Origin of the sequence: Paraburkholderia bryophila, assembly GCF_013409255.1 — a bacterium.
GTDB lineage: Bacteria > Pseudomonadota > Gammaproteobacteria > Burkholderiales > Burkholderiaceae > Paraburkholderia.
This window is the reverse complement of record NZ_JACCAS010000001.1, coordinates 1,560,931-1,587,168: the sequence shown is the minus strand read 5'-3', so window position 1 is coordinate 1,587,168 and position 26,238 is coordinate 1,560,931. Positions and strand designations below refer to the sequence as shown.

At 60.9% G+C, this 26,238-nt stretch carries 29 protein-coding genes and 1 tRNA gene; 25 read left to right on the top strand and 5 right to left on the bottom strand.

What is annotated here, in order from left to right:
- Positions 1 to 78: 78 nt before the first annotated feature.
- From secG to GGD40_RS06995, 25 genes are all read left to right on the top strand, one after another.
- A complete protein-coding gene (gene secG / locus GGD40_RS07110; protein WP_179705882.1) occupies positions 79 to 456 on the top strand; it encodes a preprotein translocase subunit SecG in 378 nt (125 codons plus the stop codon).
- Positions 457 to 569: 113 nt separating this feature from the next.
- Positions 570 to 654, top strand: a tRNA-Leu gene (locus tag GGD40_RS07105).
- 163 nt (positions 655 to 817) lie between these two features.
- Positions 818 to 1,177, top strand: coding sequence for an NADH-quinone oxidoreductase subunit A (locus tag GGD40_RS07100; RefSeq protein WP_007175615.1), 360 nt, complete (start codon positions 818 to 820; stop codon positions 1,175 to 1,177).
- Between the two features lie 62 nt (positions 1,178 to 1,239).
- Entirely contained in the window at positions 1,240 to 1,719 is a 480-nt protein-coding gene (locus GGD40_RS07095) for a NuoB/complex I 20 kDa subunit family protein (protein WP_006052903.1), read from the top strand.
- A 21-nt stretch (positions 1,720 to 1,740) separates the two neighbouring features.
- Positions 1,741 to 2,343 carry an NADH-quinone oxidoreductase subunit C gene (locus GGD40_RS07090; RefSeq protein WP_179705880.1) on the top strand — a complete coding sequence of 201 codons (603 nt, stop codon included), beginning with the start codon at positions 1,741 to 1,743 and terminating at the stop codon, positions 2,341 to 2,343.
- Positions 2,344 to 2,352: 9 nt separating this feature from the next.
- Positions 2,353 to 3,606 carry an NADH-quinone oxidoreductase subunit D gene (locus GGD40_RS07085; RefSeq protein ID WP_035551767.1) on the top strand — a complete coding sequence of 418 codons (1,254 nt, stop codon included), beginning with the start codon at positions 2,353 to 2,355 and terminating at the stop codon, positions 3,604 to 3,606.
- A 130-nt stretch (positions 3,607 to 3,736) separates the two neighbouring features.
- Positions 3,737 to 4,222, top strand: coding sequence for an NADH-quinone oxidoreductase subunit NuoE (nuoE, locus tag GGD40_RS07080; protein WP_179743219.1), 486 nt, complete (start codon positions 3,737 to 3,739; stop codon positions 4,220 to 4,222).
- Positions 4,219 to 5,547, top strand: a complete 1,329-nt coding sequence (nuoF, locus tag GGD40_RS07075; protein WP_179743218.1) for an NADH-quinone oxidoreductase subunit NuoF — start codon at positions 4,219 to 4,221, stop codon at positions 5,545 to 5,547. The genes nuoE and nuoF overlap by 4 nt, the downstream gene beginning before the upstream one ends.
- Before the next feature lie 111 nt (positions 5,548 to 5,658).
- A complete protein-coding gene (gene nuoG / locus GGD40_RS07070) occupies positions 5,659 to 7,992 on the top strand; it encodes an NADH-quinone oxidoreductase subunit NuoG (protein WP_179743217.1) in 2,334 nt (777 codons plus the stop codon).
- Complete coding sequence (gene nuoH / locus GGD40_RS07065) at positions 7,993 to 9,057, top strand: NADH-quinone oxidoreductase subunit NuoH (protein WP_035551759.1); 1,065 nt, start codon at positions 7,993 to 7,995, stop codon at positions 9,055 to 9,057. It abuts the gene before it with no gap.
- A gap of 15 nt (positions 9,058 to 9,072) precedes the next feature.
- The gene (gene nuoI, locus GGD40_RS07060; protein WP_179705874.1) at positions 9,073 to 9,561 is read left to right on the top strand and encodes an NADH-quinone oxidoreductase subunit NuoI; all 489 of its coding nucleotides are present in this window, start codon (positions 9,073 to 9,075) and stop codon (positions 9,559 to 9,561) included.
- A 204-nt stretch (positions 9,562 to 9,765) separates the two neighbouring features.
- Entirely contained in the window at positions 9,766 to 10,467 is a 702-nt protein-coding gene (locus GGD40_RS07055) for an NADH-quinone oxidoreductase subunit J (protein WP_179705872.1), read from the top strand.
- Between the two features lie 20 nt (positions 10,468 to 10,487).
- Positions 10,488 to 10,793, top strand: coding sequence for an NADH-quinone oxidoreductase subunit NuoK (gene nuoK, locus GGD40_RS07050; protein WP_006052894.1), 306 nt, complete (start codon positions 10,488 to 10,490; stop codon positions 10,791 to 10,793).
- 17 nt (positions 10,794 to 10,810) lie between these two features.
- Positions 10,811 to 12,895, top strand: a complete 2,085-nt coding sequence (gene nuoL, locus GGD40_RS07045) for an NADH-quinone oxidoreductase subunit L (protein WP_179743216.1) — start codon at positions 10,811 to 10,813, stop codon at positions 12,893 to 12,895.
- Between the two features lie 14 nt (positions 12,896 to 12,909).
- Complete coding sequence (locus GGD40_RS07040) at positions 12,910 to 14,400, top strand: NADH-quinone oxidoreductase subunit M (RefSeq protein WP_179705868.1); 1,491 nt, start codon at positions 12,910 to 12,912, stop codon at positions 14,398 to 14,400.
- Positions 14,401 to 14,425: 25 nt separating this feature from the next.
- The gene (nuoN, locus tag GGD40_RS07035) at positions 14,426 to 15,898 is read left to right on the top strand and encodes an NADH-quinone oxidoreductase subunit NuoN (RefSeq protein WP_179743215.1); all 1,473 of its coding nucleotides are present in this window, start codon (positions 14,426 to 14,428) and stop codon (positions 15,896 to 15,898) included.
- Positions 15,898 to 16,194, top strand: a complete 297-nt coding sequence (locus tag GGD40_RS07030) for a DUF2818 family protein (protein WP_111930369.1) — start codon at positions 15,898 to 15,900, stop codon at positions 16,192 to 16,194. Before nuoN ends, GGD40_RS07030 begins: the two co-directional genes overlap by 1 nt.
- A gap of 43 nt (positions 16,195 to 16,237) precedes the next feature.
- Positions 16,238 to 16,825 carry an NUDIX domain-containing protein gene (locus GGD40_RS07025; protein WP_179743214.1) on the top strand — a complete coding sequence of 196 codons (588 nt, stop codon included), beginning with the start codon at positions 16,238 to 16,240 and terminating at the stop codon, positions 16,823 to 16,825.
- A gap of 323 nt (positions 16,826 to 17,148) precedes the next feature.
- The gene (locus GGD40_RS36850) at positions 17,149 to 17,394 is read left to right on the top strand and encodes a hypothetical protein (RefSeq protein WP_081935907.1); all 246 of its coding nucleotides are present in this window, start codon (positions 17,149 to 17,151) and stop codon (positions 17,392 to 17,394) included.
- A gap of 52 nt (positions 17,395 to 17,446) precedes the next feature.
- Complete coding sequence (locus tag GGD40_RS07020) at positions 17,447 to 17,971, top strand: helix-turn-helix transcriptional regulator (protein ID WP_179743213.1); 525 nt, start codon at positions 17,447 to 17,449, stop codon at positions 17,969 to 17,971.
- A gap of 244 nt (positions 17,972 to 18,215) precedes the next feature.
- Entirely contained in the window at positions 18,216 to 18,641 is a 426-nt protein-coding gene (locus GGD40_RS07015; RefSeq protein ID WP_179705860.1) for a DUF1178 family protein, read from the top strand.
- 48 nt (positions 18,642 to 18,689) lie between these two features.
- Positions 18,690 to 19,886 (top strand): acyl-CoA dehydrogenase family protein, encoded by a 1,197-nt coding sequence (locus tag GGD40_RS07010; protein WP_179743212.1) that lies wholly within the window; start codon positions 18,690 to 18,692, stop codon positions 19,884 to 19,886.
- A gap of 10 nt (positions 19,887 to 19,896) precedes the next feature.
- Entirely contained in the window at positions 19,897 to 21,024 is a 1,128-nt protein-coding gene (locus tag GGD40_RS07005; protein WP_179743211.1) for an acyl-CoA dehydrogenase family protein, read from the top strand.
- Between the two features lie 35 nt (positions 21,025 to 21,059).
- Positions 21,060 to 21,518: a MaoC family dehydratase gene (locus tag GGD40_RS07000; protein WP_179743210.1), complete on the top strand. Its 459-nt coding sequence runs from the start codon at positions 21,060 to 21,062 to the stop codon at positions 21,516 to 21,518.
- The gene (locus tag GGD40_RS06995) at positions 21,515 to 21,991 is read left to right on the top strand and encodes a MaoC family dehydratase (protein WP_179743209.1); all 477 of its coding nucleotides are present in this window, start codon (positions 21,515 to 21,517) and stop codon (positions 21,989 to 21,991) included. The genes GGD40_RS07000 and GGD40_RS06995 overlap by 4 nt, the downstream gene beginning before the upstream one ends.
- Positions 21,992 to 22,191: 200 nt before the next feature.
- Here GGD40_RS06995 and GGD40_RS06990 read toward each other — a convergent pair whose 3' ends face one another.
- Genes GGD40_RS06990 through GGD40_RS06975 form a run of 5 tightly spaced genes read right to left on the bottom strand, consistent with a single transcriptional unit; the run spans position 22,192 to position 26,231 of the window.
- Complete coding sequence (locus tag GGD40_RS06990; RefSeq protein WP_179705849.1) at positions 22,192 to 22,893, bottom strand: glutathione binding-like protein; 702 nt, start codon at positions 22,891 to 22,893, stop codon at positions 22,192 to 22,194.
- A 57-nt stretch (positions 22,894 to 22,950) separates the two neighbouring features.
- Complete coding sequence (locus tag GGD40_RS36845; RefSeq protein WP_257030367.1) at positions 22,951 to 23,082, bottom strand: hypothetical protein; 132 nt, start codon at positions 23,080 to 23,082, stop codon at positions 22,951 to 22,953.
- A complete protein-coding gene (locus GGD40_RS06985) occupies positions 23,079 to 24,338 on the bottom strand; it encodes an acyl-CoA dehydrogenase family protein (protein WP_179743208.1) in 1,260 nt (419 codons plus the stop codon). The genes GGD40_RS36845 and GGD40_RS06985 overlap by 4 nt, the downstream gene beginning before the upstream one ends.
- 49 nt (positions 24,339 to 24,387) lie before the next feature.
- Positions 24,388 to 25,494, bottom strand: a complete 1,107-nt coding sequence (locus GGD40_RS06980) for a phosphotransferase (RefSeq protein WP_179743207.1) — start codon at positions 25,492 to 25,494, stop codon at positions 24,388 to 24,390.
- A 20-nt stretch (positions 25,495 to 25,514) separates the two neighbouring features.
- Positions 25,515 to 26,231, bottom strand: coding sequence for a histidine phosphatase family protein (locus GGD40_RS06975; RefSeq protein ID WP_179743206.1), 717 nt, complete (start codon positions 26,229 to 26,231; stop codon positions 25,515 to 25,517).
- Positions 26,232 to 26,238 lie beyond the last annotated feature (7 nt).

Sequence of the window (26,238 nt, the reverse complement as noted above, 5' to 3'; positions counted from 1 at the left end):
GGGCGCCTCGGCGAGGATGCCCCATTCCCGTGCCACACACAGTGTGTGGTCCGGTTAATAAAGACTCAGGTGAGTGTGATGCTGTATTTGAAAACATTGATTATCGTCGTTCAGCTGTTGTCGGCACTCGGGGTTATCGGCCTCGTCTTGCTGCAACACGGCAAAGGCGCCGATATGGGCGCTGCTTTCGGTAGCGGCGCATCGGGCAGTCTGTTCGGCGCGACGGGTTCGGCGAACTTTTTGTCGCGTACAACCGCCGTGCTCGCAGCGGTGTTTTTTGTCACGACGTTGACGCTGACTTACCTCGGCGCGTATCGCGCGAAGCCCTCCGCAGGCTTGCTGGGCGCGGCGGTGACTGCACCGATTGCGGCTTCCGCGGCAGCGGCACCGGCAGGTGGTTCGGCTGCATTGCCGGCATCGGCTGCGTCCACGCCGGCGACTGACGTGCCGAAATAAATTTTCGTTCAAACTGCATTTTGTGCGTTGAACAAACCGCTTAAGCCAGTTATAATTTGAGTCTTGAAGCGATTCGCGGGTTTTACAAGTTGTTTTCCCGGATTGCATGCAGTGCCGACGTGGTGAAATTGGTAGACACGCTATCTTGAGGGGGTAGTGGCGAAAGCTGTGCGAGTTCGAGTCTCGCCGTCGGCACCAAAATGTTATCTAAATGCTAGCCGCTTGCTTCGCTTCGGCTGGCATTTTTTGTTTCTGGCGCACGGCTTGCGTTGGGCTTGCAGCTTGTGCGTTTCGGAAGTGATTTCGCGGCAGGAGTGCTATGCTCCTGTCGGCACTCAGAACCAACCGATTGAGGATAGTCTTGAACCTCGCAGCCTATTTCCCCGTCTTGCTGTTCCTCATTGTGGGCACCGGTTTAGGCGTAGCACTGGTCAGCATTGGTAAAATCCTCGGTCCTAACAAGCCCGACACCGAGAAAAACGCACCGTACGAGTGCGGCTTCGAAGCATTCGAAGATGCGCGCATGAAGTTTGACGTGCGCTATTACCTCGTCGCCATTCTCTTCATCATTTTCGACCTTGAAACCGCGTTCCTGTTCCCGTGGGGCGTCGCCTTGCGCGACATCGGCTGGCCCGGTTTCATGGCAATGATGATTTTCCTGCTCGAATTCCTGCTGGGCTTCGCCTATATCTGGAAGAAAGGCGGCCTCGACTGGGAATGATGGATTAATCGCCGGTTTGCGTGGGTGGCCAGGCTTGCCGCCCCGTCTGGAGTGGAAAGCAAATGAGTATCGAAGGGGTCTTGAAGGAAGGGTTTGTCACCACCACGGCTGACAAACTGATCAACTGGACGCGCACCGGTTCGTTGTGGCCGATGACGTTCGGTCTTGCGTGTTGTGCGGTCGAGATGATGCATGCGGGCGCTGCCCGTTATGACCTTGATCGTTTCGGCGTGGTGTTTCGTCCGAGTCCGCGTCAGTCGGACGTGATGATCGTCGCCGGCACGCTGTGCAACAAGATGGCGCCGGCTCTGCGCAAGGTCTACGACCAGATGGCCGAGCCGCGCTGGGTGATTTCGATGGGCTCGTGCGCGAACGGCGGCGGCTATTACCACTACTCGTATTCGGTAGTGCGTGGCTGTGATCGCATCGTTCCGGTCGACGTCTATGTGCCGGGCTGTCCGCCCACAGCGGAGGCGCTGGTGTACGGCGTGATCCAGTTGCAGGCCAAGATTCGCCGCACCAACACAATCGCCCGTCAATAAGGCCAACGCCTCCCCCACAATATGGCAAGCAAACTCGAGACCCTGAAAGCGAACCTCGAGGCGGCCTTCAGCGGCCTCCTGTTGAGCACGACCGAGGCAATCGGTGAGTTGACGATCGTCGTGAAGGCAAGCGACTACCTCAACGTGGCAACCCGTCTGCGCGACGACCGCTCGCTCGGTTTCGAGCAATGCGTCGATCTGTGCGGCGTCGATTATCAGACCTACGGCGAAGGCGCTTACGACGGTCCGCGTTTCGCGGCCGTGCTGCATTTGTTGTCGGTGCAGAACAATTGGCGTCTGCGTCTGCGCGTGTTCGCACCGGACGACGAAGTGCCGATTCTCCCCTCGGTCGTCGACATCTGGAATTCGGTCAACTGGTATGAGCGCGAAGCTTTCGACCTGTACGGCATCGTCTTCGAAGGCCACCCAGATCTGCGCCGCATCCTGACCGACTACGGTTTCATTGGTCACCCGTTCCGTAAAGATTTCCCTGTCTCCGGCTACGTCGAAATGCGTTACGACCCGGAAGAGAAGCGCGTCGTCTATCAGCCTGTGACGATCGAGCCGCGGGAAATCACGCCGCGCGTGATCCGCGAGGATCGCTATGGCGGTCTGAAACACTAAGAGAACGCCATGGCAGAGATCAAAAACTACACGCTCAACTTCGGCCCACAGCATCCGGCAGCGCACGGTGTGCTGCGCCTCGTGCTCGAGCTCGACGGCGAAGTCATCCAGCGCGCCGATCCGCACATCGGTCTGCTTCATCGCGCGACTGAAAAGCTCGCGGAAACCAAAACCTTCATCCAGTCCGTGCCGTACATGGACCGTCTCGATTACGTGTCGATGATGGTCAACGAGCACGGCTACGTGATGGCGATCGAAAAGTTGCTCGGCATCGACGTGCCGATCCGCGCGAAATACATCCGCGTGCTGTTCGACGAAGTGACGCGCGTGCTGAACCACCTGATGTGGATCGGCGCCCACGCACTCGACGTCGGCGCGATGGCGGTGTTTCTGTATGCGTTCCGCGAGCGCGAAGATCTGATGGACGTGTACGAAGCGGTGTCCGGCGCACGCATGCACGCGGCGTACTACCGTCCGGGCGGCGTGTATCGCGATCTGCCGGAAGCCATGCCGCAGTACAAGGCCTCGAAGATTCGCAATGCGAAGGCCTTGTCGAAGATGAACGAGAACCGCCAGGGTTCGCTGCTCGACTTCATCGACGATTTCTTTACGCGTTTTCCGAAGTGCGTCGACGAGTACGAAACACTGCTCACCGACAACCGGATCTGGAAGCAGCGTCTGGTCGGTATCGGCGTGGTCACTCCGGAACGTGCGTTGAACCTCGGTATGACCGGCGCGATGTTGCGCGGCTCGGGTATCGAGTGGGACCTGCGCAAGAAGCAACCGTACGAAGTCTACGACAAGCTCGATTTCGACATTCCGGTCGGCGTTAATGGCGACTGTTATGACCGATATCTGGTTCGCGTCGAAGAAATGCGCCAATCCACGCGGATTGTGAAACAGTGCATTGAGTGGCTGCGCAAGAATCCGGGTCCGGTGATGGTCGACAATCACAAGGTTGCGCCGCCGTCGCGTGTCGGCATGAAGTCGAACATGGAAGAGCTGATTCACCACTTCAAGCTCTTCACGGAAGGCTTCCATGTGCCGGAAGGCGAGGCGTACGCCGCAGTCGAGCATCCTAAGGGCGAGTTCGGTATCTACCTGATCTCGGACGGCGCGAACAAGCCGTATCGCCTGAAGATTCGCGCGCCGGGTTATGCGCACCTGTCCACGCTCGATGAAATGGCACGCGGTCACATGATCGCCGACGCCGTGACGATCATCGGTACGCAGGACATCGTGTTCGGCGAAGTAGATCGCTAGGACGTATTCATCGCCGCGCGTCTTCAGCTTGCACCGAAGCGCGCGTCAAGCAAAGGAACGCCGGGTCTGTCGCAGCATGAGTGAGCGACGGGTTTTCGTTCGGTAGGAATTGAAAGAGTCGTGTCTGAAAATGATCTCAGCTGAAGGCCTGAAAGAAATCGATCGTGCGATCGCGAAGTATCCCGCCGATCAGAAACAGTCCGCCGTGATGTCGGCGCTGGCTACTGCTCAGGAAGAGCATGGCTGGCTGTCGCCCGAACTCATGCAGTTCGTCGCGGACTATCTCGGCATGCCGGCAGTCGCCGTGCAGGAGGTCGCTACCTTCTACACGATGTACGAGACTGCGCCGGTCGGCAAATACAAGATCACGCTCTGCACGAACCTGCCGTGCCAGCTCGGCCCGGACGGCGGTGCGGACAACGCGGCTGACTATCTGAAGCAGAAGCTCGGCATCGACTTCGGCGAAACCACGGCCGACGGCAAGTTCACCCTGAAAGAGGGTGAGTGCATGGGTTCGTGCGGCGACGCGCCGGTGATGCTGGTGAACAACCATCGCATGTGCAGCTTCATGAGCCGCGCGAAGATCGACCAGCTGCTCGAGGAACTTTCAAAATGACGTCTTTACACGATCGTCACATCAAACCGCTGATTCTCGCCGGCCTGAACGGCGACAACTGGCATCTCGAAGACTACGTGGCGCGCGGCGGTTACGCCCAGCTGCGCCGTATTCTCGAAGAAAAAATTCCGCCCGAGCAGGTGATCGGCGACGTCAAGGCGTCGGGTCTGCGCGGCCGTGGCGGTGCGGGCTTCCCGACCGGTCTGAAGTGGAGCTTCATGCCGCGTCAGTTCCCCGGCCAGAAATACCTCGTCTGCAATTCGGACGAAGGCGAACCGGGCACGTTCAAAGACCGCGACATCCTGCGCTTCAATCCGCATTCGCTGATCGAAGGCATGGCCATCGGCGCGTACGCGATGGGCATCACGGTCGGCTACAACTACATTCACGGCGAAATCTGGGAAACCTACAAACGCTTTGAAGCAGCGTTGGAAGAGGCTCGCCGCGCCGGGTTCCTCGGCGAGAACATCATGGGTTCGGGCTTCTCGTTCGAATTGCATGCGCACCACGGTTACGGCGCCTATATCTGCGGCGAAGAAACCGCGCTGCTCGAGTCGCTGGAAGGCAAGAAAGGCCAGCCGCGCTTCAAGCCGCCGTTCCCGGCGAGCTTCGGTGTGTACGGCAAGCCGACCACGATCAACAACACCGAGACGTTTGCCGCAGTGCCGTTCCTGCTCGCAGTCGGTCCGCAGAATTACCTCGAAATCGGCAAGCCGAACAACGGCGGCACGAAGATTTTCTCGGTCGCCGGCGACGTCGAACGTCCGGGCAACTATGAAATTCCGCTCGGCACGCCGTTCTCGACGCTGATGGAACTGGCCGGCGGCATGCGCGGCGGCAAGAAGATCAAGGCCGTGATTCCTGGTGGTTCGTCGGCGCCGGTGATTCCGGGCGACATCATGATGCAGACCGACATGGACTACGACTCGATCGCCAAGCAAGGCTCGATGCTCGGTTCGGGCGCGGTCATCGTGATGGACGAGACGCGTTGCATGGTGCGCTCGCTGCTGCGTCTGTCGTACTTCTATTACGAAGAATCGTGCGGTCAATGCACGCCTTGCCGCGAAGGCACGGGCTGGCTCTACCGCGTCGTGCATCGTATCGAGCATGGGCTCGGTCGTCCGGAAGATCTGGATCTGCTGAACTCGGTCGCTGAAAACATCATGGGTCGCACGATTTGCGCGCTCGGCGATGCGGCGGCCATGCCGGTTCGCGGCATGCTCAAGCACTACTGGGACGAATTCGAATATCACGTCGCCCACAAGCATTGCCTCGTCGGCGGTCACGCCGGCGCAGCGGCGGCGTCGGAAACCGTAGCGGCTTAGTACGCACCTAAGCGCGCACAAGAACACGTCATCCGCGGGATTCATCGCCTGAAACGGGCGGTGAACCGGGCGAACGATTGAGCGGTAACAGGTTAAGGAAGATTGACCATCATGGTTGAACTTGAAATAGACGGCAAGAAAGTAGAGGTACCTGAAGGCAGCATGGTGATCCAGGCTGCGCATAAGGTCGACACGTACATTCCTCACTTCTGCTATCACAAGAAGCTGTCGATTGCGGCCAACTGCCGGATGTGTCTGGTCGACGTCGAAAAGATGCCGAAGGCCGTGCCCGCATGTGCCACGCCGGTGTCGGCCGGCATGATCGTGCGCACCAAGTCGGACAAGGCGGTGAAGGGCCAGCAAGCCGTGATGGAATTCCTGCTGATCAACCACCCGCTCGATTGCCCGATCTGCGACCAGGGCGGCGAGTGTCAGTTGCAGGATCTGGCCGTGGGCTACGGCAAGTCGGCATCGCGCTACAGCGAAGAAAAGCGCGTGGTGTTCCACAAGAACGTCGGCCCGCTGATCTCGATGGAAGAAATGTCGCGTTGCATTCACTGCACGCGTTGCGTTCGTTTCGGCCAGGAAGTGGCCGGCGTGATGGAACTCGGCATGCTGGGCCGCGGCGAGCATTCGGAAATCACGTCGTTCGTCGGCAAGACGGTGGATTCGGAACTGTCGGGCAACATGATCGATCTGTGCCCGGTCGGCGCGCTGACCAGCAAGCCGTTCCGTTACAGCGCCCGCACGTGGGAACTGTCGCGCCGCAAGTCGGTGAGCCCGCACGATTCCGTCGGCGCGAACCTCGTGGTGCAAGTGAAGAACAACCGCGTGATGCGGGTTCTGCCGTTCGAAAACGAATCCATCAATGAGTGCTGGATTTCGGACAAGGACCGCTTCTCGTACGAAGGCCTGAACAGCCCCGAGCGCTTGACGCAGCCTATGCTCAAGCAAGACGGCAAATGGATCGAGACCGACTGGCAAACCGCGCTTGACTATGTGGTCAAGGGTTTGAAGGGCATCAAGGGCGACCACGGCGCGGATGCGCTGGCCGTACTCGGTAGCGCGCACAGCACGGTCGAAGAACTGTTCCTGTTGAAGCAACTGGCGCAAGCGGTCGGCACGCCGAACGTCGACTTCCGTCTGCGTCAGTCGGATTTCTCGGCACCGGTGAACGGTGCACCGTGGCTTGGCACGAGCATCGCCGAGTTGTCGAATGTCGACGCCGCACTGGTGATCGGCTCGGATCTGCGCCGCGACCATCCGCTGTTCGCCGCGCGTCTGCGGCAAGCCGCGAAGAACGGCGCGAAGCTCACGCTCGTGCAGGCCACGAACGACGACGCGCTGATTCCGCAAGCGCAACGCGTGGTCGCCGCACCGTCGGCATGGCTCGACGCGTTGGCGGGTATCGCGGGCGCGGTGTCGGAAGCGAAGGGTGTGGCACTGCCGGAAGCTTTCGCCGGCACGCAGCCCACCGACGCCAACAAGCAGGTCGCGAAGTCGCTCAGCACCGGCCAAAGCCGCCTCGTGCTGTTGGGCAACGCGGCGGTGCGTCATCCGGATTTCGCTGTCATTCACGCCGCAGCGCAATGGATCGCGGACGCGACCGGTGCGACGCTGGGTTTCCTCACGGAAACGGCCAACACGGTTGGCGCGCATCTGGTGAACGCGCTGCCTGGCCAAGGCGGTCTGAACGCTCGCGAAGTATTCGAGCAGCCGCGCAAGGGTTATCTGCTGCTGAACGTCGAGCCGGAGTTCGACACGGCCAATCCGGCGCAGGCTTTGGCCGCGCTCAACCGGGCTGAGATGGTTGTCGTGATGTCGCCGTTCCAGACGGGTGCCGACTACGCCGACGTGTTGCTGCCGATCGCGCCGTTCACGGAAACGTCCGGTACGTTCGTCAATGCCGAAGGCACGGTGCAGTCGTTCAACGGCGTCGTGCGTCCGCTCGGCGACACGCGTCCGGCATGGAAGGTGTTGCGCGTGCTGGGCAGCCTGCTGGGCGTGCCGGGTTTTGAATTCGACACGTCGGAAGAAGTCCGCACGGCAGCGCTCGGTGACGGTGCATTGACCTCGCGTCTGTCGAACCAGACCGGTGCTACGGTCGCGCGCGGCAAGGCAGTCAAGGCAGCGGAAGGCCAGTTCGAGCGCATCGCGAACGTGCCGATCTATCACGCCGACGCGCTCGTGCGTCGCGCTGAATCGCTGCATCTGACGGCGGCGTCGCGTGCGGCGAACTCGGTCGGTCTGCCGGCCGGGTTGTTCGACAAGCTGGGTTTGAAGGAAGGTGACGCAGTGCGCGTGCGCCAGGGCGAGCAATCGGTGCAGTTGCCGGCCGTGCGCGACGCGAATCTTGCGGAGACGGTCGTCCGCGTATCGGCGGCTACGCCTGCCGGTGCAGCGCTGGGCAGCCTGTTCGGTGAACTGCTGGTGGAGAAGGCGTAAATGAGCTTGTTCGATACGATCAACTCGGGCGGCACCCAGCTTCTCGGTGTGGCATGGCCCACGGTGTGGGCACTGGTGCGCATCCTGGTGGTGGCCGTCGTGATCCTGCTGTGCGTGGCTTACCTGATTCTCTGGGAGCGTAAGCTGATCGGCTGGATGCACGTGCGTCTCGGCCCGAACCGCGTCGGCCCCGCAGGTCTTCTGCAGCCGATCGCCGACGTGCTGAAGCTGCTGCTGAAAGAAGTGATTCAGCCGGCGCAAGCCAGCCGCTGGATCTACCTGATCGCGCCGATCATGGTGGTGGTGCCGGCCTTCGCGGTCTGGGCGGTGATTCCGTTCCAGGCGGGCGCGGTGCTCGGCGACATCAACGCGGGTCTGCTGTACGCCATGGCGATTTCGTCGATCGGCGTGTACGGCGTGATTCTGGCGGGTTGGGCGTCGAATTCGAAATACGCGTTCCTCGGCGCGATGCGCGCCGCGGCGCAGATGGTCTCGTACGAAATCTCGATGGGCTTCGCGCTCGTCGTCGTGCTGATGACCGCCGGCACGCTGAACCTGTCGGGCATCGTCAATTCGCAGGAACACGGCTTCTTCGCTTCGCACGGCCTGAACTTCCTGTCGTGGAACTGGCTGCCGCTGCTGCCGATGTTCGTCGTGTACTTCATCTCGGGCATCGCCGAAACGAACCGTCACCCGTTCGACGTGGTGGAAGGGGAGTCGGAAATCGTCGCGGGCCACATGATTGATTACTCGGGGATGGCGTTCGCGCTGTTCTTCCTCGGCGAGTACATCAACATGATCGTGATCTCGGCGTTGGCTGCAACATTGTTCCTTGGAGGCTGGAGCGCTCCGTTCGGGTTCCTGTCGTTTATCCCGGGCATCTTCTGGCTCGTCTTCAAGGTTTTCCTGCTGTTGTCGGTGTTCATCTGGGCGCGCGCCACATTCCCGCGCTATCGCTATGACCAGATCATGCGTCTGGGCTGGAAGGTTTTCATTCCGGTCTGCGTGGTGTGGCTGGTGGTGGTCGGCTTCTGGATCATGTCGCCGTTGAATATCTGGAAATAAAGGGCGGATGAACCCATGACCGCAATCCAAAACTTTTTCAAGACCTTCTTCCTGACGGAACTGCTGAAGGGCCTCGCACTGACCGGACGTTATACGTTCAAGCGCAAGGTGACCGTGCAGTTCCCGGAAGAGAAGACCCCTATCTCGCCGCGTTTCCGAGGCCTGCATGCGCTGCGCCGTTATGAAAACGGCGAAGAGCGCTGCATCGCCTGCAAGCTGTGCGAAGCGGTGTGCCCGGCGCTCGCGATCACGATCGAATCGGAAACGCGTGCGGACAATACGCGCCGCACGACGCGTTACGACATCGACCTGACCAAGTGCATCTTCTGCGGTTTCTGCGAAGAGAGCTGCCCGGTCGATTCGATCGTCGAAACGCACATTCTCGAGTATCACGGCGAAAAACGTGGCGATCTGTATTTCACGAAAGACATGCTGCTGGCCGTTGGCGATCGTTACGAAACAGAGATCGCCGCGAACAAGGCAGCCGACGCACCGTATCGTTGAAACGCTTCATTTGCAGTTTTCAGTTGAAGCAGTCAATGCGGCAGTAAATGCATGAGCAAAACGGCCTGTTGTCGGGCCGGGCGCCGCGGTTTGAACGCCGCGGCACGGCGCACCTGTGTGGTTGTTCTGACGGCTTGTCCGTCCGGCCAACCCCGCGTGCCAAAGAACAATGCCTGACGATGGCCTAACGATGAACCGGTAATCATGGAATTCACGACCGTACTGTTCTACATCTTCGCGCTGTTCCTGGTGGTTTCAGGGCTGAAGGTGATCACCTCGCGCAACCCGGTATCGTCCGCACTGTTTCTGGTGCTGGCGTTCTTCAACGCAGCCGCGATCTGGATGCTGCTCGAAGCCGAGTTTCTTGCGATCCTGCTGGTGCTGGTCTACGTCGGCGCGGTGATGGTGCTGTTCCTGTTCGTCGTGATGATGCTGGACATCAATGTCGACGTGCTGCGAAAAGACTTCAAACGCTTCGTGCCGATGGCCACTTTGGTGGGCGCGATCATCGTGATCGAAACCGCGCTGATCCTGTGGCACGGTTACGGCGCGACCGCCACCGCGCTGCGCGACACCACGGCCGCTGCGAATGGCATGGGCGACTGGTCGAACACCCGCCTGATCGGCAAGGTGATCTACACCGATTACATCTTCGCGTTCGAAGTCGCCGGCCTCGTGCTGCTGGTCGCAATCATCGCGGCAGTCGCGCTGACCACGAACCATAAGAAAGACAGCAAACGCCAGAACGTCAGCGAACAGGTCAAGGTGCGTGCCAAGGACCGTGTGCGTATCGTGAAGATGAAGTCGGAAAAGACCGCGGCAACCGTCGCGGCGGAAGAAGCCGCGGCTGCAGCAACAGCAGCGGCGGCAGCAGCAGCCGACTCGGCAGCGGCCAAGAACAGCTGAGCGGACAGGAGATAGAAATCATGTTGACCCTTGCCCATTACCTTGTCCTCGGCGCGATCCTGTTTGCGATCAGCATCGTCGGCATTTTCCTGAACCGCCGCAACGTGATCATCATCCTGATGGCGATCGAACTGATGCTGCTGGCGGTGAACACCAATTTCGTCGCGTTCTCGCATTACCTCGGCGACGTGCATGGCCAGATCTTCGTTTTCTTCGTGCTGACGGTAGCGGCGGCGGAAGCGGCGATCGGCCTCGCAATTCTGGTGACCCTGTTCCGTAGCCTCGACACGATCAATGTCGAGGATCTCGATCAGCTCAAAGGTTAATTTCAGGAAAAGCGGTTATGTCCACGATACTCAATGAAAACCTGCTGCTGGCGATCCCGCTGGCACCGCTGGCCGGTTCCCTGATCGCAGGGCTGTTCGGAAAAGCGGTAGGACGAGCCGGTGCGCATTCGGTCACGATCCTCGGCGTCGCGATCGCGTTCGTCCTGTCGGCCGTGGTGTTCTTCCAGGTGATGGACGGCGCGAGCTTCAACGCGACCATCTACCAATGGATGACGATCGGTAAAACGAATTTCGAAGTCGGCTTCCTGGTCGACTCGCTGACGGCCATGATGATGTGCGTGGTGACCTTCGTGTCGCTGATGGTGCACATCTACACGATCGGCTACATGGCCGACGACGACGGCTACCAGCGCTTCTTCTCGTACATCTCGCTGTTCACGTTCTCGATGTTGATGCTCGTGATGAGCAACAACTTCCTGCAGCTGTTCTTCGGCTGGGAAGCGGTGGGCCTGGTGTCGTACCTGCTGATCGGTTTCTACTACACGCGCCCGACCGCGATCTACGCGAACATGAAGGCGTTTATCGTGAACCGCATCGGCGACTTCGGCTTTCTGCTGGGTATCGGCCTGCTGTTCGCGTTCGCCGGTTCGATGAACTACGGCGACGTCTTCGCAAAGCGCACCGAACTCGCGGCCTTGAGCTTTCCGGGTACGGATTGGGGTCTACTGACGGTGGCCTGCATCTGCCTTTTCATCGGCGCGATGGGTAAGTCGGCGCAATTCCCGCTGCACGTGTGGCTGCCGGATTCGATGGAAGGCCCGACGCCGATTTCCGCGCTGATTCACGCGGCAACCATGGTGACGGCCGGTATCTTCATGGTCACGCGTATGTCGCCGCTGTTCGAACTGTCGGATACGGCGCTGTCGTTCGTCATGGTGATTGGTGCGATTACCGCGCTGTTCATGGGCTTCCTCGGCATCATCCAGAACGACATCAAGCGGGTGGTGGCGTATTCCACGCTGTCGCAGCTCGGCTACATGACGGTCGCGCTCGGCGCGTCGGCGTATTCGGTCGCCGTGTTCCACCTCATGACGCACGCGTTCTTCAAGGCGCTGCTGTTCCTCGGCGCGGGGTCGGTGATCATCGGCATGCACCACGATCAGGACATCCGCAACATGGGCGGCCTGCGCAAGTACATGCCGATCACGTGGATCACGTCGCTGGTCGGGTCACTGGCGCTGATCGGTACGCCGTTCTTCTCGGGCTTCTACTCGAAAGACTCGATCATCGACGCGGTGAAGCTGTCGAATCTGCCGGGCTCGGGTTTCGCGTACTTCGCGGTGGTGGCGAGCGTGTTCGTCACGGCACTGTATTCGTTCCGTATGTACTTCCTGGTGTTCCACGGCAAGGAGCGCTTCCGCGGTCCGAAGCATCCGGAATCGCCGATGGGTATCGAAGCCGCCGCGCACGCGCATGATGCTCACGACGCACACGGCCACGGCCATGGCCACGACGACACGCACGGTCACGACGACCACGCTCACGAGCCGCATGAAACGCCGTGGGTGGTATGGCTGCCGCTGGTGCTGCTCGCGATTCCGTCGGTGGTGATCGGTGCGATCGGCGTCGGTCCGATGCTGTTCGGCGATTTTTTCCAGCATGGCGTGGCGTTCGACAAGGTGATCTTCATCGGCGCAAACCATCCGGCGGTTTCCGAGATGGCCGAAGAGTTCCACGGCTGGGCGTCGATGGGTCTGCACTCGGTTTCGGGTCTGCCGGTCTGGCTGGCGCTCGCGGGTGTCGTGGTGGCGTGGTTCCTGTACATCGTTCGCCCGGACCTGCCGGCTGTCATCAAGCGCGCGTTCGGCCCGATCTACACGTTGCTCGATAACAAGTACTACATGGACAAGATCAACGAAGTCGTGTTCGCGCGGGGCGCCGTGGCCATTGGCCGTGGCCTCTGGAAGGAAGGCGACGTCGTGGTGATCGACGGTATCGTCAACGGAAGCGCACGCTTTATCGGCTGGTTCGCCGGCGTAATCCGCTTCCTTCAATCCGGCTATATCTACCACTACGCGTTTGCCATGATTATCGGCATGTTGGGGCTCCTGACCCTGTTTGTAACGCTCGGCGGCAAATAAGGCGAGGGACACTAATGCACGCTTATCCGATTCTCAGTATCGCAATCTGGTTACCGATCCTTGTTGGCCTGCTGGTTCTGGCTATCGGTTCCGACAAGAACCCGGCGCCTGCGCGCTGGGTTGCGCTGATCGGTTCGGTCGTCAGCTTCATCGCGACGATCCCGCTGATCACGGGTTTTGATTCGAGCACCGCCGATCTGCAGTTCGTCGAAAAGGCCAACTGGATCGAGCGTTTCAACATTTCGTATCACCTGGGTGTCGACGGCATCTCGATGTGGTTCGTCGTGTTGACTGCATTGATTACGGTGATCGTCGTGATCTCCGCGTGGGAAGTGATCACGAAGAACGTCGCGCAGTATCTGGCCGCGTTCCTGATCCTGTCGGGCATCATGGTCGGCGTGTTCAGCTCGGCTGACGGCATGCTGTTCTACGTGTTCTTCGAAGCGACGCTGATTCCGATGTACATCATCATCGGCGTGTGGGGTGGGGCGAACCGCGTGTACGCGGCGTTCAAGTTCTTCCTGTACACGCTGATGGGCTCGCTGCTGATGCTGGTCGCGCTGATTTACCTGTACGTCCAGACCGGCACGTTCGACCTCGCCACGTGGCAGCACGCGCAGATCGGGATGACGCCTCAGGTGTTACTGTTCATCGCGTTCTTCATGGCGTTCGCCGTGAAGGTGCCGATGTGGCCGGTCCACACGTGGTTGCCTGACGCCCACGTGGAAGCGCCGACTGGCGGCTCGGTCGTGCTGGCCGCGATCATGCTGAAGCTCGGCGCGTACGGTTTCCTGCGCTTCTCGCTGCCCATCGCACCGGACGCCAGCCACTTCCTCGCGCCGGTCGTCATCACGCTGTCGCTGATCGCGGTGATCTACATCGGTCTCGTGGCGATGGTGCAGGCGGACATGAAGAAGCTGGTCGCGTATTCGTCGATCGCGCACATGGGTTTCGTGACGCTCGGCTTCTTCATCTTCAACCAGCTCGGCGTGGAAGGCGCGATCGTGCAGATGATCTCGCACGGTTTCGTGTCGGGCGCGATGTTCCTGTGTATCGGCGTGCTGTACGACCGTATGCACTCGCGCCAGATCGCCGATTACGGCGGTGTCGTCAACGTGATGCCGAAGTTCGCCGCGTTCGTGATGCTGTTCTCGATGGCGAACTGCGGCTTGCCGGGCACCTCCGGTTTCGTCGGCGAGTTCATGGTGATTCTGGCCTCCGTCCAGTACAACTTCTGGATCGCGGGTGGCGCGGCAGTCACGCTGATTCTCGGCGCGGGCTACACGCTGTGGATGTACAAGCGCGTGTACTTCGGCGCGATCACCAACGATCACGTGAAGAGCCTTGTCGACATCAACCGTCGCGAATTTTTCATGCTGGCAGTGCTTGCCGCACTGACGCTGTTCATGGGCCTGTATCCGAAGCCCTTTACCGATGTGATGCACGTATCCGTGGAAAACCTCCTCTCCCACGTTGCGCAGTCAAAGCTGCCGTTGCCTCAGTAACGCCGAGCGGAGGAATTTAAAGACCATGCAAAACGCCCCTATGACTGCTCTGTTGCCCGACGCGCTGGTGATGCTCGCCGTTGTCGTCGCGTGGCTCAACGACACGTTCGTCGGCCAGGCCGGTCGCCGTACCACGTACTTCATTGCGTTCTTCTCGACGCTCATCGCCGGCATCTGGTTTGCGATGAACGCGTTCGACCCGCAAGTGCGCTACTACTTCGGCCACATGTACGTGGTGGACCCGTTCGCCAACGTGATGAAAGCGGTGGTGACGCTCGGCTATGCCGTATCGATCGTCTATTCGCGCCGTTACCTCGAAGATCGCGGCCTGTTCCGCGGCGAGTTCTTCCTGTTGGGCATGTTCTCGTTGCTCGGCCAGCTCGTGATGATCTCGGGCAACAACTTCCTGACGCTGTATCTCGGTCTGGAACTGATGTCGCTGTCGCTGTACGGCGCGATCGCGCTGCGTCGTGACGCGGCGCCGTCGAACGAAGCGGCGATGAAGTACTACGTGCTCGGCGCGCTGGCTTCCGGTTTCCTGTTGTACGGCATCTCGATGCTGTACGGCGCGACCGGTTCGCTCGACCTGAACGAAGTGTTCAAGGCGATCGGCACGAGCCACTACGACCCGAGCGTGCTGCTGTTCGGCGTGATCTTTATCGTGGCGGGTGTAGCCTTCAAGATGGGCGCGGTGCCGTTCCATATGTGGGTGCCTGACGTGTATCAGGGCGCGCCGACGGCAATGACGCTGATGGTCGGCGGCGGTCCGAAGGTTGCCGCGTTCGCGTGGGGCCTGCGCTTCCTCGTGATGGGTCTGTTGCCGCTGGCGGTCGAATGGCAGCAAATGCTGGTGATTATGGCGGCGCTGTCGCTGATCGTCGGCAACATCACCGGTATCGTGCAGCGCAACGTCAAGCGGATGCTCGCGTATTCGGCGATCTCGAACATGGGCTTCGTGCTGCTCGGTCTGCTTTCCGGCGTGGTCGACCACAAGACTACCGGCGCGGCCAACGCGTACGGCTCGGCGATGTTCTACAGCATCGTCTACCTGATTACGACGATGGGCACGTTCGGCGTCATCATGCTGCTGGCGCGCCGCGATTTCGAAGCGGACACGCTCGAAGACTTCAAGGGCCTGAATCAACGCAGCCCGGTGTTCGCGTTCGTGATGATGGTCATGATGTTCTCGCTGGCCGGCATTCCGCCCGCGGTCGGCTTCTACGCGAAGCTCGCTGTACTGCAGGCCACCATGAACGCCGGTCTGACCTGGCTGACGGTGTTGGCCGTGATGACCTCGCTGTTCGGTGCGTTCTACTACCTGCGTATCGTCAAGCTGATGTATTTCGACGACCCGGTAGACACCGCACCGATCCACGCCGACTCCAGCACGCGCGCTCTGCTCGCGCTGAACGGGCTGGCGGTGCTGGTGCTCGGCCTCGTGCCGGACCCGCTGTTGAAAGCCTGCCTGCAGGCTATCCAGCACACGCTGCTGCTCTGATGTCGGCTGCGGGTTGGTTTATCGTGTTGTTGGCGCTGGTTGGCGCCAACCTGCCGTTCCTGAATCAGCGCCTCTTCGCCGCCGTGCCGTTGAAAGCGGTGAAGAAGAGCGCCTGGATCCGGATTGCCGAATTGATCGTGCTGTACTTCGCGGTCGGCGCGCTGGGTTTTCTGCTCGAGGCGCGCGCGGGTAACCGCTTCGAGCAGGGTTGGCAGTTCTACGCGATCACGTTCGCCTTGTTCGTCGTGTTCGCATTCCCCGGCTTTACCTTCCAGTATCTCGTCAAACGCCGCTGACGGCGTCTCGCCGTCGCGCACCAAGCTGTCCCGAGGTCCGCATATGGCTGAACTTCCTAATCACGACGCCGCGCTCACCGAGACTTGTGTCGAGAGCAAAACGATCTATCAAGGGCCGTTTCTGACGCTGAAATGCGATACCGTTCGCCTGCCGGACGGCAAGCAGGCCACGCGCGAATACGTTCAGCATCCGGGCGCCGTCATGGTGATTCCACTTTTCGACGACGGCCGTGTACTGCTGGAAAGCCAGTATCGCTATCCGATGGGCAAGGTCATGGTCGAATACCCGGCCGGCAAGCTCGACGCGAACGAAGGCGCGCTCGCTTGCGCGAAACGCGAGTTGCAGGAAGAAACGGGCTACACAGCGCGTGAATTCGTCTACCTGACGCGCATTCACCCGATCATTTCGTACTCGACCGAGTTCATCGACATTTACCTTGCGCGCGGTTTGAGCGCGGGTGAGCGCAAGCTCGATGAAGGTGAGTTCCTCGAACTGTTTACAGCAAGCGTTGCCGACGTGTCGGAGTGGATACGTACCGGCAAGATCACCGACGTGAAGACGGTGATCGGCACGTTCTGGCTGGAGAAAGTGTTGTCGGGAGCCTGGCCAACAACTGCGCAGCCGCGGTAGCGCAGTTAGCCCGGCGCGTGGGAAAACGCGCAGCGGCCTGGATCCGTAAAAAAGCCCCTGCTGGTCTACGACCAGCAGGGGCTTTTTTACGCCGGACGAGACGGGTTGCCTGGCCGTTGTCTGAAAAAATGCCGCTCCGTCCTATGCCATTCGCCAGTCTCGCCTCACGACGCTCGTCGCTCTAGTATTGATCTTCTCCGGTCATGTTCATCGGCTAGATTGATTCGGATGACGAACGGATCGAAGGGTGGTTGGTTTTGAGCGAACGGCATAAAGTTGTCACTTGACAACCTTGCTTTAAGTCACTAAATTGGAGGGTATAGATGAAACGTGGAACCCACTCCAAGAAGGAGATCGAGGCCGCGCTGGTCTATGCGGAAACGAACGGCTGGCGTGTTCAGAGCGGTGGTAAAGGGCACGCGTGGGGAAAAATATACTGTCCTTACAAAGACGCAGAATGTCGTTGTGGAGAGTTTTGTATATCGAGTGTCTGGAGCACGCCCAGGAACCCCGGCAACCATGCCAGACATCTCAGGCGCATTGTCGACAATTGCACGGCCCAGCGGTAGCGCATAGCGCTGCGGAACGAAAGTTCAGGCCGAATGAAGGTAGGAGTAACGTATGGAATATGTGTTCATCCTGAAGTACCGGCTCGCTGCTGAAGACAGCGATCTCGACGCCATCGTCGAGCGGTTGGGCGAGGCGGGTTGCGACGACGCCACGGTCGGCGTGGGGCAACCGGGTCGCATGGCTTTGTTCTTTTCGCGTGAAGGCGTGTCCGCGTTCGCCGCGCTCGTCAGCGCACTCGAAGACGTCAAGCGCGCGGTGCCGTCTGCTCGCCTCGTCGAAGCCGGCCCGGATTTCGTCGGCCTTACCGACGTCGCCGAGGTCGCCGGCGTGTCGCGACAGAACATGCGCAAGCTGATGCTGAGCCACGCAATCGACTTCCCGCCGCCGGTCCACGAAGGCAGTGCGTCGGTCTGGCATTTGTCGGACATCCTGGCCTGGCTGACAGCGCGCGGTGGCTATGACATCAGGGCAAACGTGTTTGACGTTGCGAAGTCGGCCAAGCAGATCAACCTCGCCAAAGGAGCGCGCGAACTCGAGCCGCGGCTTAACCGCCAACTCGAATGCCTGGTGGCGTAGCGCCACGGTCAGTGTGCGAAGATGCTGACCGAACGCAACTCCCCGGCTGATTCAACGTTCGAGCGTCACGTCATTTTCCAATCAGGCGACCTTCGGCGGCCCTTTGCGCAAAGCGTTAAAATCGCCCACCGCGTTTGATTTGCCCTGAGCGTCCGGCGTCGGCGGGTGGTTCGCAATAGTTTTGCGAACGACCGTTCACAAATTTATGTTTTGCGCTAAACTGGCACGCAAGCCCTGATTCCATATGAAGGTCCTCGATTTACAGTGTCCGCATGGCCATCGGTTCGAAGGCTGGTTCGCTTCGGCTGAAGACTTCGAGTCGCAGCAGTCCCGCAAGCTGGTCGAATGTCCAATTTGCGGTGCGAACGAAGTAAGCCGTTTGCCGTCGGCCCCGCGCCTGAATTTATCGGGTGCGACGGAGGCGAAGGCACCAGCGGCTGCGGGTGACATGCAGGCGCGTGTCATGCGAGCGTTGCGCGAGGTACTGGAAAAAACTGAGAACGTGGGCGACCGCTTCGCCGAGGAAGCACGGCGCATTCACTACAACGAAGCGCCGGCACGCAATATTCGCGGTGTCACGACACCCGAAGATGCGAAAGCCTTGGTCGAAGAAGGCATCGAAGTGATGCCGCTGCCGGTCCCGGCTGCCTTGAAGGAACCGCTGCAATAGTGCAGTGGCTCACTGGCGGTGGGCGGTTGCGGCCAGGAGACACTACGCATGAATCTGGACTATTCCTCCGCTGATAACGCGTTCCGCGCGGACATCCGCAACTGGCTCGAAGCGAATCTGCCTCGCGAGCTCAGCGACAAAGTACTCAATCACAAACGTCTTTCCCGCGAAGATTTTGCGGGCTGGCACAAGCTGCTCGGCACGCGCGGCTGGTCGGTGATCGCCTGGCCCAAAGAATATGGCGGCCCGGGCTGGGACGCGACTCAACGACACATCTGGGACGAAGAGTGCGCGCGCATCGGTGCGCCGTCCGTGCTGCCCTTTGGCGTTTCGATGGTGGCGCCTGTGCTGATGAAATACGGCAACGAGGCGCAGAAACGTCACTATTTGCCGCGCATTCTCGACGGTTCGGACTGGTGGTGCCAAGGCTATTCCGAGCCGGGTTCCGGTTCCGATCTGGCGTCGCTGCGCACGCGCGCCGAACGCGTCGGTGACCATTACCTGGTCAACGGCCAGAAAACCTGGACCACGCTCGGTCAGTACGCGGACATGATGTTCTGCCTCGTGCGCACCGACAGCGGTGCGAAGAAGCAGGAGGGCATTTCGTTCCTGCTGATCGACATGAAAACGCCGGGTATCACGGTGCGTCCCATCATCACGCTCGACGAAGATCACGAAGTCAACGAAGTCTTTCTCGAAGACGTGAAAGTGCCGGTCGAGAATCTGGTCGGAGATGAGAACCGCGGCTGGACTTACGCGAAATATCTGCTCGGCCATGAGCGCACCGGTATTGCGCGTGTCGGGCAATCCAAGCGCGAACTGGTTTTCCTGAAACGTCTCGCGCTAGATCAGAAAAAGAACGGCAAGCCGCTGCTGCAAGATCCGGTGTTCGCCGCGAAAGTCGCGAGCCTCGAGATCGATCTGATGGCGCTTGAAGTCACCGTGCAACGCGTGGTCGCCAATGAAGCCGGCGGACGCGGACCGGGGCCCGAGGCGTCGATGCTGAAGATCAAAGGCACCGAGGTCCAGCAAGCGCTCACCGAACTGATGTTCGAAGCCGTCGGTCCACTTGCCGCACCGTTCGACGTACCGTTCCTCGAAGGCGAGCGCGATCATAGTCTGGCCGGCGACGACGACGCCGCGCCGCTAGCCGCGTATTACTTCAACTTCCGAAAGACGTCGATTTACGGCGGCTCGAACGAAATTCAAAAGAACATCATCGCGCAGATGATTCTCGGACTTTGAGGAGCGGCGCATGGACTTCAATTTCAACGACGAACAACAGCAATTCGCCGACGCATTGCGTCGCTATCTGGACAAGAGCTACGGGTTCGAAGCGCGCCAGGCGATTGTCCGGTCGGAAGCGGGCATCTCGGATACGCACTGGGCCGCATTCACCGAATTGGGCCTGACCGCGCTGCCGGTGCCGGAAGCGCAAGGTGGCTTCAACGGCGGCCCGATCGACATGCTGGTCGTGATGCAGGAACTCGGCCGCGCGCTAGTCGTCGAGCCGTATTGGGCGACCGCGGTAGGCATCGAGGCATTGCGTCTTGCCGGCAGCGGCCAGGGCGAAGATGCGTCGTTGCTGGAGCGCGCGGCGCAGGGCGAGATCAAGCTGTCCGTGGCGTTTCACGAGCCCCACGCGCGCTACGATCTGTTTGACGTCGCCACGACCGCGAGTGGCTCCGGCGAGCAGCCCGCCTTGACCGGCACGAAGTCGGTCGTGTTGCACGGTGCGCAAGCGCATTACTGGATCGTGCCGGCTCGGCAGAACGGCGAAATCGCGCTGTTCGTCGTGGCGCGCGAAGCTGCGGGCGTGAAACTGACCGACTACCGTACGATCGACGGTCAACGCGCCGCGACGCTTGAATTCAACGGCACGCCTGCGCGCCGTCTCGAAGGCAAGCACGCCGGCGCGGCCGCGCTCGAACACATCGCGGACTACGGCACGGTCTTGCTGTGCGCGGAAGCGATCGGCGCGCTAGACGCGCTGAACCTCGCCACCGTCGACTACACGAAAACACGCCAGCAGTTCGGCCAGCCGATCGCGCGCTTTCAGGCCTTGCAGCACCGCATGGTCGAGATGCTGATTCACGCCGAGCAAGCGCGCTCGGTCACCTATCTGGCCGCCATGCGCTACACCAGCGAAGACCCCGACGAGCGTCGCCGGGCCGTCTCCGCCGCGAAGGCGCGAGTCGGGCAGGCTGCGCGTTTCGTCGGTCAGCAGGCGGTCCAGTTGCATGGCGGCATGGGGGTGACGAACGAAGTCGCGGCGGCGCATCTGTTCAAACGCCTTGCGATCATCGAAACCACACTGGGCGATGTCGATCACCATCTCGCGCGGTTCGCCGCGCTGTCCGGCTTCATGACCGCGGAAGCTTGATCGGCCGGTCGAATCGGAAAACAAGGAGCGCGACAATGGGTTTCAGTTTCGAGGACATGGTAGTCGGCACGAGCTTTGAGGTCGGCAAGCACACGTTCACGCGTGAAGAAATTGTGGACTTTGCTCAAAAGTACGACCCGCAACCGTTTCACCTGGACGAAGCCGCTGCTGCCCAGTCGCCGTTCCGCGGCCTGGTCGCGAGCGGCTGGCACACCTGTTCGGTGATGATGGGCATGCTCGTGCGCAACACGCTTGCGGGTTCCACCTCGATGGGCTCGCCCGGTATCGACGATATCCGCTGGTTGAAGCCGGTGCGCGTAGGCGACACGATCACGATGAAGAACGTCGTGCTCGACAAGCGCGTGTCGGAGAGCAAGCCGGATCGCGGCATTGTGTCGACGCAATGGGAAGGCATCAACCAGCATGGTGAAACGGTGATCACGGTGCGCTCGAAGGGTTTGTTCGGACTGCGCAATCCGGGAGCGGCGTCATGACGGTCGGCGCGGCGTCTGCCGCGACCTTCGGCGATGCCGCGGCACTGCGGGAACTGGTCGGCGCCGAGCCGCTCGTCAGCGAATGGTTGACCGTCGATCAGGCAAGCGTCGACCGCTTCGCGGAGGCCACCGGCGATCATCAGTGGATTCACGTCGATCCGGAACGGGCGCGGCGTGAGTCGCCGTTCGGCGGTCCGGTCGCACATGGATTTCTGACGTTATCGTTGATCCCGGCGTTGCTGGGAAAGACGGTAGCGCTGCGACAGCGTATGGGCGTGAACTACGGATTGAATCGCGTGCGGTTCACGTCGCCGGTGCCGGTCGGCTCGTCATTGCGGGCGAAATTCGCGGTCGATTCCGTCAGCGAGGTCGACGACGCCGGCGTGCAGGTGGTGTGGAATGTGACGCTGGAACGGCAGGGCAGTGAGCGGCCGGTGTGCGTCGCGGAGTTCATCACGCGGCATTACTTCTGACGCGGGCAAGGCCGGTGTGATTTGCTGGCACTGGCACTGGCACTGGCACTGGCACTGGCACTGGCATTGACGCTGAAGCCAGTGCGAGCGCGAAAGCAAAAAAACGCGGGCGGCATTCATGCCGACCCGCGTTTTTTATGCAATGGCAGCAGCCGTCGCCACAATCACATCACAACCACCGCAACCGCGCCACAGCAAACCTACCGCTTCGCATACTGCGTCGCGCCGAACAGCATTTCCTTCGCCTTCTCATCCATGACCGGCTGGCGTACCGAAGCCAGCACTTCCACACCGCGCACCACCGCCGGACGCGCGGCAATCTCTTCATGCCAGCGCTTCACATTGGGAAACGCATCCAGATCGACGCCCTGGTTTTTCCACGAGCGCGTCCACGGAAACGCCGCGATGTCCGCGATCGTGTAATCGTTGCCGGCAAGGTACTGCGTCTTGCCGAGTTGCGTGTCCATCACACCGTACAGACGCCGCGTCTCGTTCGTGTAGCGATTGATCGCGTACTCGATCGGCTCCGGTGCGTAGATGCGGAAGTGGTGCGTTTGCCCGAGCATCGGACCCAGTCCGCCCATCTGGAACATCAGCCATTGCAATACCGAATAGCGCGCGGCCGGATCGGTCGGTAGGAACTTGCCAGTCTTCTCGGCGAGATAGATCAGGATCGCGCCCGACTCGAACAACGCGAACGGTTGGCCGTCGGCGCCTTTAGGACCTTCGGAATCGACGATCGCCGGGATCTTGTTGTTCGGGCTGATGGCGAGGAATTCGGGCTTGAACTGGTCGCCCGTGCCGATATTCACGGCGTGCGCGGCGTAGTCGAGGCCCGTCTCCTCGAGCATGATGTGGACCTTGTGGCCGTTCGGGGTTGCCCAGCTATAGACGTCGATCATCGTGGCTCCATTGTTTCGTGAAAGCGGCGCCACGTAGGGCGCCGCTGTTGACGAAAATTAGAGCATAGATCGCACGATGCTGCTGGCGACGTCGCGGATCGTCACGATGCCGACCGCCGTGCCTATCTCAAGCTCAACCTCAACCTCAACCTCAACCTCAACCTCAACCTCAACCTCAAGCAGGTTCAAACACGCGTAACCGGCATTTCCACGCGAGCCGCCGCGCCGGCATCCATATGCCGCGCCAGCTCGAGTTTGGCGATCGCGTTGCGGTGCACTTCGTCGGGACCATCGGCGAAACGCAGCGTCCGCGCGGACGCATACGCGTAGGCCAGCGGGAAATCGTCGCTGACGCCGCCGCCGCCGTGGGCCTGAATGGCCCAGTCGATCACCTGGCACGCCATGTTCGGCGCGACCACCTTGATCATCGCAATCTCGCCGCGCGCGCCCTTGTTGCCGACCGTGTCCATCATGTACGCGGTCTTCAGCGTGAGCAGACGTGCCTGTTCGATCATGCAGCGTGCCTCGGCCATACGCTCCTGAGTGACGCCTTGGGCGGCAACCGGTTTGCCGAACGCCACGCGTTGCATCGAACGTTTCGCCATCAGTTCCAGCGCACGTTCGGCGAGACCGATCAAACGCATGCAGTGGTGAATTCGTCCCGGTCCGAGGCGGCCCTGCGCGATCTCGAAACCGCGGCCTTCGCCGAGCAGCATATTGGTCACCGGCACGCGCACGTTTTCCAGCGTGATTTCCATGTGGCCGTGCGGCGCGTCGTCGTAACCGAACACGGTCAGCGGACGATGCACGGTGATGCCGCTCGCTTCGGCGGGCACCAGGATCATCGACTGCTGCTCATGGCGCGGCGCGTCGGGATCGGTCTTGCCCATGACGATATAGACCTTGCAGCGCGGATCGCCGGCGCCCGACGACCACCACTTGTGGCCGTTGATCACGTAGTAGTCGCCGTCGCGCACGATGCTGGTCTGGATATTGGTCGCATCCGACGACGCCACTTCCGGCTCCGTCATCAGAAACGCCGACCGTATCTGCCCTTGCAGCAGCGGTTCGAGCCATTCGCGCTTGTTGTCCTCGCTGCCGTAACGCTCGATCGTTTCCATGTTGCCGGTGTCGGGCGCGTTGCAGTTGAACACTTCCGGCGCCCAGGGCACGCGGCCCATGATTTCGCACAGCGGCGCGTATTCGAGATTCGTTAGCCCGGCGCCGCGCACGGATTCAGGCAGGAACAGATTCCACAAGCCGGCGTCGCGCGCCTTCACTTTGAGTTGTTCGATCAGTTCGGTGGGCAGCCACGCGTTGCCGTTGTGGCGATTGCGCGCGATTTCCGCATAGAACGCCTGTTCGTTCGGATAGATGTGCGCATCGAAGAAGGCGAGCAGTTTCTCGCGCAACGCCTGAACCTTCGGGGTGTAATCGAAATTCATGTAGGACCTCGCGGATAAAACGGGTAACGGACGATTGGGCTCGTTGTGTTCAACGCACCTTCTGCGCGTAGCGCCAGGCGAGTTCCGCCATGGGTTTCGCGCGGCTGCCGGCATCGAGCGCCTGAGCGCTGGCCGCGGTGCCGTCGACCACACGCTTCATGATTCCTTGCAAAATCGCGGCGATGCGGAACATGTTGTACGCCAGATAGAAGTTCCAATCGCCGTGAATCTCGAAGCCGGTGCGCTTGCAATAACGCTCGACGTATTCGGCTTCGTCGGGAATGCCGAGGGCGGCCCAATCGAGCCCCGCGATGCCGCGGAATTGTGTCGGATCGACATGCCACGCCATGCAGTGATACGCGAAGTCGGCGAGCGGATCGCCGAGCGTCGACAATTCCCAGTCGAGCACCGCGAGCACTTTCGGTTCGCTCGGGTGGAAGATCAGATTGTCGAGCCGATAGTCGCCATGCACGATCGAGGCGCGCTCGCCGGTTTCCGCCGGCATATGCTGCGGCAGCCAGTCGATCAGCCGCTGCATCGCGTCGATCGGCTCGGTTTCGGACGCAAGATACTGCTTGCTCCAGCGGCCGATCTGGCGGGCGAAATAATTACCCGGTTTGCCGTAGTCGGCGAGACCGACGGCGGTGACGTCGACGCTGTGTAGCGCCGCGATCACGCGATTCATTTCGTCGTAAATCGCCGTGCGGTCGGCGCTCGCCATGCCGGGCAACGACTGATCCCACAACACGCGGCCCTCGACGAACTCCATCACGTAAAACGCGCGGCCGATCACGCTTTCGTCCTCGCACAGGGCGAGCATGCGGGCGACCGGCACGTCGGTGCCGGCCAGCGCATGCATCACACGGTATTCACGTTCCACGGCATGCGCGGACGGCAGCAGCTTCGCGGCCGGCCCGGGCTTGGCGCGCATCACGTAAGAGCGCGACGGCGTGACCAGTTTGAAGGTGGGATTGGACTGTCCGCCGGCGAACTGTTCCAGCGTAAGCGGCCCGGCAAAACCGTCGACATGCCGGGCCAGCCACGCCGCGAGGGCGTCGCTGTCGAAGCGTTGCCGATCGTTGACCGGGCGCGTGCCTTCGAAAGCCGAATAATCCGGTTTGTGTTCTGGTTCGCCGCTCTGTGTGGCTTGCACCATGTGTCTCCTCCAGTTCGGGTTCAGCTACGCTTGTATTGAATGAATTGTGCGTAGAGCATTTCCATCGTGGTGTTGCGGACGTCGCGATGTAGCGGCGACGGCGGTGAATAATTGACTGTGCGCAGCACCCAGTCGCGCGGCGCGACGCCGACGTCGAGCGCGTTGATGCAGCCGGTGGCTTGCGCGAGATGCCCGAAGAACGTGCGGCCTCCCGCCGTGATCGCGTGCGACAGGATCGCGCGATTCACACCGCCGTGCAGAACCAGCAGCACGGTGTCCCACGAGGTGTCCGCGCGCAAGGCGTCGATAGCCGGCAACACGCGATCGAACAACGCGCCGATCGTCTCGCCGTCGAGAAAGCGCGTGCTTTCCGGCACGATGCCGTCGAACACGCCGAGAAACGCGGCTTCGATATCCTGCGGCGGAATGTTGCTGAGCTTGCCGCCGCGAATCTCCTGCCACGCCGGTTCGACTTCGAGTTCGATCGGCTGCCCCGTTCCTGCGAGCACGCGCTGGGCGGTTTCGACAGTACGCGGCAAGCCGCTCACGATCACCCGGTCGAAACGCACCTGCTGTTCGGCGAACACCCGGCCCGCCGCGCTGGCCTGCTCGCGGCCGTTGGCATTCAGCGGCACGGTTTCGGGATCGATCGCGCGGCCGGAATCGTCGAAGTAGGTGACGTCGCCGTGACGCATCAGGAAGATGCGGCGGCGTTTGGGCAATTGATAGTCGGGCATGGTCCCT

Excerpts from the sequence above, each read along its gene's own strand:
- secG (WP_179705882.1), top strand. The coding sequence starts at position 79 with ATGCTGTATTTGAAAACATTGATTATCGTCGTTCAGCTGTTGTCGGCA.
- GGD40_RS07095 (WP_006052903.1), top strand. The coding sequence starts at position 1,240 with ATGAGTATCGAAGGGGTCTTGAAGGAAGGGTTTGTCACCACCACGGCT.
- GGD40_RS07090 (WP_179705880.1), top strand. The coding sequence starts at position 1,741 with ATGGCAAGCAAACTCGAGACCCTGAAAGCGAACCTCGAGGCGGCCTTC.
- GGD40_RS07085 (WP_035551767.1), top strand. The coding sequence starts at position 2,353 with ATGGCAGAGATCAAAAACTACACGCTCAACTTCGGCCCACAGCATCCG.
- nuoE (WP_179743219.1), top strand. The coding sequence starts at position 3,737 with ATGATCTCAGCTGAAGGCCTGAAAGAAATCGATCGTGCGATCGCGAAG.
- nuoF (WP_179743218.1), top strand. The coding sequence starts at position 4,219 with ATGACGTCTTTACACGATCGTCACATCAAACCGCTGATTCTCGCCGGC.
- nuoG (WP_179743217.1), top strand. The coding sequence starts at position 5,659 with ATGGTTGAACTTGAAATAGACGGCAAGAAAGTAGAGGTACCTGAAGGC.
- nuoH (WP_035551759.1), top strand. The coding sequence starts at position 7,993 with ATGAGCTTGTTCGATACGATCAACTCGGGCGGCACCCAGCTTCTCGGT.
- nuoI (WP_179705874.1), top strand. The coding sequence starts at position 9,073 with ATGACCGCAATCCAAAACTTTTTCAAGACCTTCTTCCTGACGGAACTG.
- GGD40_RS07055 (WP_179705872.1), top strand. The coding sequence starts at position 9,766 with ATGGAATTCACGACCGTACTGTTCTACATCTTCGCGCTGTTCCTGGTG.
- nuoK (WP_006052894.1), top strand. The coding sequence starts at position 10,488 with ATGTTGACCCTTGCCCATTACCTTGTCCTCGGCGCGATCCTGTTTGCG.
- nuoL (WP_179743216.1), top strand. The coding sequence starts at position 10,811 with ATGTCCACGATACTCAATGAAAACCTGCTGCTGGCGATCCCGCTGGCA.
- GGD40_RS07040 (WP_179705868.1), top strand. The coding sequence starts at position 12,910 with ATGCACGCTTATCCGATTCTCAGTATCGCAATCTGGTTACCGATCCTT.
- nuoN (WP_179743215.1), top strand. The coding sequence starts at position 14,426 with ATGCAAAACGCCCCTATGACTGCTCTGTTGCCCGACGCGCTGGTGATG.
- GGD40_RS07030 (WP_111930369.1), top strand. The coding sequence starts at position 15,898 with ATGTCGGCTGCGGGTTGGTTTATCGTGTTGTTGGCGCTGGTTGGCGCC.
- GGD40_RS07025 (WP_179743214.1), top strand. The coding sequence starts at position 16,238 with ATGGCTGAACTTCCTAATCACGACGCCGCGCTCACCGAGACTTGTGTC.
- GGD40_RS36850 (WP_081935907.1), top strand. The coding sequence starts at position 17,149 with ATGAAACGTGGAACCCACTCCAAGAAGGAGATCGAGGCCGCGCTGGTC.
- GGD40_RS07020 (WP_179743213.1), top strand. The coding sequence starts at position 17,447 with ATGGAATATGTGTTCATCCTGAAGTACCGGCTCGCTGCTGAAGACAGC.
- GGD40_RS07015 (WP_179705860.1), top strand. The coding sequence starts at position 18,216 with ATGAAGGTCCTCGATTTACAGTGTCCGCATGGCCATCGGTTCGAAGGC.
- GGD40_RS07010 (WP_179743212.1), top strand. The coding sequence starts at position 18,690 with ATGAATCTGGACTATTCCTCCGCTGATAACGCGTTCCGCGCGGACATC.
- GGD40_RS07005 (WP_179743211.1), top strand. The coding sequence starts at position 19,897 with ATGGACTTCAATTTCAACGACGAACAACAGCAATTCGCCGACGCATTG.
- GGD40_RS07000 (WP_179743210.1), top strand. The coding sequence starts at position 21,060 with ATGGGTTTCAGTTTCGAGGACATGGTAGTCGGCACGAGCTTTGAGGTC.
- GGD40_RS06995 (WP_179743209.1), top strand. The coding sequence starts at position 21,515 with ATGACGGTCGGCGCGGCGTCTGCCGCGACCTTCGGCGATGCCGCGGCA.
- GGD40_RS06990 (WP_179705849.1), bottom strand. The coding sequence starts at position 22,893 with ATGATCGACGTCTATAGCTGGGCAACCCCGAACGGCCACAAGGTCCAC.
- GGD40_RS06985 (WP_179743208.1), bottom strand. The coding sequence starts at position 24,338 with ATGAATTTCGATTACACCCCGAAGGTTCAGGCGTTGCGCGAGAAACTG.
- GGD40_RS06980 (WP_179743207.1), bottom strand. The coding sequence starts at position 25,494 with ATGGTGCAAGCCACACAGAGCGGCGAACCAGAACACAAACCGGATTAT.
- GGD40_RS06975 (WP_179743206.1), bottom strand. The coding sequence starts at position 26,231 with ATGCCCGACTATCAATTGCCCAAACGCCGCCGCATCTTCCTGATGCGT.